The 3,077-nt window shown below is 28.2% G+C and carries 2 protein-coding genes; one reads left to right on the top strand and one right to left on the bottom strand.

What is annotated here, in order from left to right; all coding sequences use genetic code 11:
• Positions 1–69 precede the first annotated feature (69 nt).
• Positions 70–1,290 (top strand): amino acid hydroxymethyltransferase, encoded by a 1,221-nt coding sequence (locus FAY33_RS19025; protein WP_143323058.1) that lies wholly within the window; start codon positions 70–72, stop codon positions 1,288–1,290.
• On the opposite strand, the gene FAY33_RS19020 is transcribed toward FAY33_RS19025, so the two are convergent.
• On the bottom strand, positions 1,280–3,077 hold a 1,798-nt coding region (locus tag FAY33_RS19020; RefSeq protein ID WP_207706037.1), incomplete at its 5' end, for a hypothetical protein. The two genes, FAY33_RS19025 and FAY33_RS19020, sit on opposite strands and share 11 nt — an antisense overlap.

Below are 3,077 nucleotides of genomic sequence, written 5' to 3'. Positions count from 1 at the left end.
GGATAATTCAATATTATCTTTCAATATCTTTACATATTGAAAGAGTATTACAAGAAAGCGAGAAACAAAATGAATGAAATACATAGACAATATTGCAAACTTGTGGAAGAGCTTGATATTTATGAAACACAAAAAATCCCTCTATGTGCTGCAGAAAATTACGTATCTGATTTCTGCAAATCACCACTAATATCTAATTTTGAAGGAAAATATTCATTTATGGATTCAAATGGAGTGAATTCATTTATCGGTGGAGAATATATTAATAAGCTAAATCTTTTATTGTCACAAGAATGCCATTCTCTATTTCATGCAAAATATACGAATGCTGACACAAATACCGGAATAAACTGCTTTACAGTATGCGCTATGTCATTATTATCAAGAAATGATATCGTACTACTAACCACTCCTGAGCAAGGTGGTCATGCATCAATGCCCGTCATTTTAGAGACACTTGGGGTTAAATATGAGCCGGTTCCCTATGATTTTGATAATTATCAAATTGATTACGACACCACAAATACTTTATGTGAATCGGGAAATTATAAATTTCTTATATTTTGCCAATCTGATGTCATTAATCCTCCTGACTTATGCAAAATTAACCTTCCAAATAAAATGGGCATTATTTATGATGGAACACAAACTCTTGGATTAATTGCATCAAATATTATTCAGAATCCTTTAGATTGCTGTGATAACATTGTACTTATTGGTGGCACTCATAAGACACTTCCAGCTCCTGCATGTGGTTTAATAATGACTAATACATATTCCATAGAAGAAAAGTTAAAATGCAATATTACGCCACATTACTTGAGAAATACTCAACCCAATCACATTGCAGCTTTATTATTATCATTAATTGAGCAGGAAGAATACGGCAATAAATATCAACAAGCAATTGTTACTACTGCAAATCAGTTAGGAAAGCATTTGAACAGATTAGGATTTTGTGTAGCAAATTTAAAAGAAAACATATATACAGATACACATCAACTTTTTATCCGTATGAACAAAAATGAAACGGATAGTTTTTATTATATAGCTAAGAAATATAATATTACCTTAAATAAAAAACATAAACGTTTGTTTGGTAACGATGGTATACGTATTGGAACACAAGAGATTGCAAGATATAATTGGGACTCCAATGATATTGCAGATCTTGCCGAATTATTATTTTGCATAAAAAACAGTGATGTCAAGAATATCAAAAGATTAAGATCCAAATTGGTAGAAAAAAAAGTACCTCATTTTACTTATACAGATATTTCTATAAAATAGGCATAATTCTAGAATCAAAACATTTTTTTATATTATTTGATTCTGGATCACATAATTCAATATTTCTTATTCGTTGAAATACTTTATTTGAATACTCATTATTTTCACAAAGATCTATAATATTTTCTTCACATAATAGGTTGAATTTAACTTTTAGCCCTTTAATATTAATTAAATAATATACCATAAGATTAGTTTGTATTACTATATTATTATCCTTAGTGACATTTATGCAACTTAAATATGCTTTAATAGCCTCGTCATATTTACAATATACTCTATAGATTTCTCCTTGAATAAAATAAGCATTTGCTAAAAGGCGATTATTCTGAGCCTTATATATGGCTATAATTTCATTTGAAACGTTTATTAAAGAGTCACAGTCTTTAGGCATATCAGTATACAAAATGTACAATGATGTGAAGCGTTTTAGCTTATTTTTTTCTTCATCTGTATGTGTTAGAGTACTATTTTGGGCTATAATATAAAGATTACAGAATTCGTCTTTTGAATTTTTAAGGGATCCAGGTACATGTAAATCGTTAATAAAATATTTAGCTGCTAAGATACCTAATGAATCTACTATAGCCGCAAATGATTCTTTGTATATAGATTTCAAAATTTCCAATGACTCATTGCTCATCCACAGATGCTTATAATAATGAGCTTTATATAATTCTATTTTGAAATTTTTATTATTTGCTTTATATTGCTTGCTTTCAATAGTAGATAAAGTGGCCAAAGCATCATAATATTTATTTAATAAATGATTGCAATCTGATAATATCAAAATATATTTATACATTAAATCATTATTATTATCAAATTTGTCACAATATTCATTTTTAAAATTTAAAAGCTTCCTTTCGGCTTCTTTATATTTTCCCGTATATAGGTCGACTTGAATAAAATATAAGTTTTTATCATAATCATTTTGTTCATTACTCGCAATATTTTTTATCCAGTCAATACATCTTTCTTCACTCAATAAATTAACTATTTTCCCTATATTCCCATAGGTTATTTGAAACAAAATATCTGTTTCTTTGTGCGAAAGACGACTTACCTCAGGGTAAGTCTCTCTGATTTTTTCTTGTAAGGCATCCACATATTTGGGGTTAAAATTTGAAACAAAATGATGTAATGATAAATTCTTTGATGACATATTTTTCATAATATATATCAATTGAAAATGATAAAGTCTCTGTTTGCTAAAAATTAACTCCAAATTTGTTACATGATCAAATATTAATACTGTTCTGGGGCTAATTATCCTTGATTGAAGATAAGTATTTAGGAAACTTTCAGAGCATTGATCCATATCAATATAATCAGCTACTGTATATGGGCACTTAGACTTAATTCGCTGAAATGCTATGTCTTTAGGATGATTTATATAATCACATAAACGTTTTGCTATCCAACTTTTTCCGCATTGCTCCCCATTTCCCTTTATTTCGATTCTATGCTCTTGCATGCTGAGAATATTTACAATGCTTTGAATATCTTCTTCACGGTCTGTAAACAAATTATCTGAATACCTATTTTTACTATTATTACGTTTTTGTTTATGTTCTTTATGTAATGTAATTAATGAATCAAATTCTGGAATCAAAATTAGTATCACTGAAAATACACCAAGCCAAAAGTTTTTATATGTATCATACCCAATAATACCTGCTGCAACTATTAAAACAATTTTAGAACCATATCTTAAATATAAACCAATTTTTTTCATTTGAAATTCTTCACCTTCTAAATTACTAGCGGATAATATTGAATTATCC

Source organism: Clostridium sp. HBUAS56010 (assembly GCF_007115105.1).
GTDB lineage: Bacteria > Bacillota > Clostridia > Lachnospirales > Lachnospiraceae > Lacrimispora.
The sequence above is the reverse complement of the archived record's forward strand: the minus strand, read 5'-3'. Positions and strand labels throughout refer to the sequence as shown.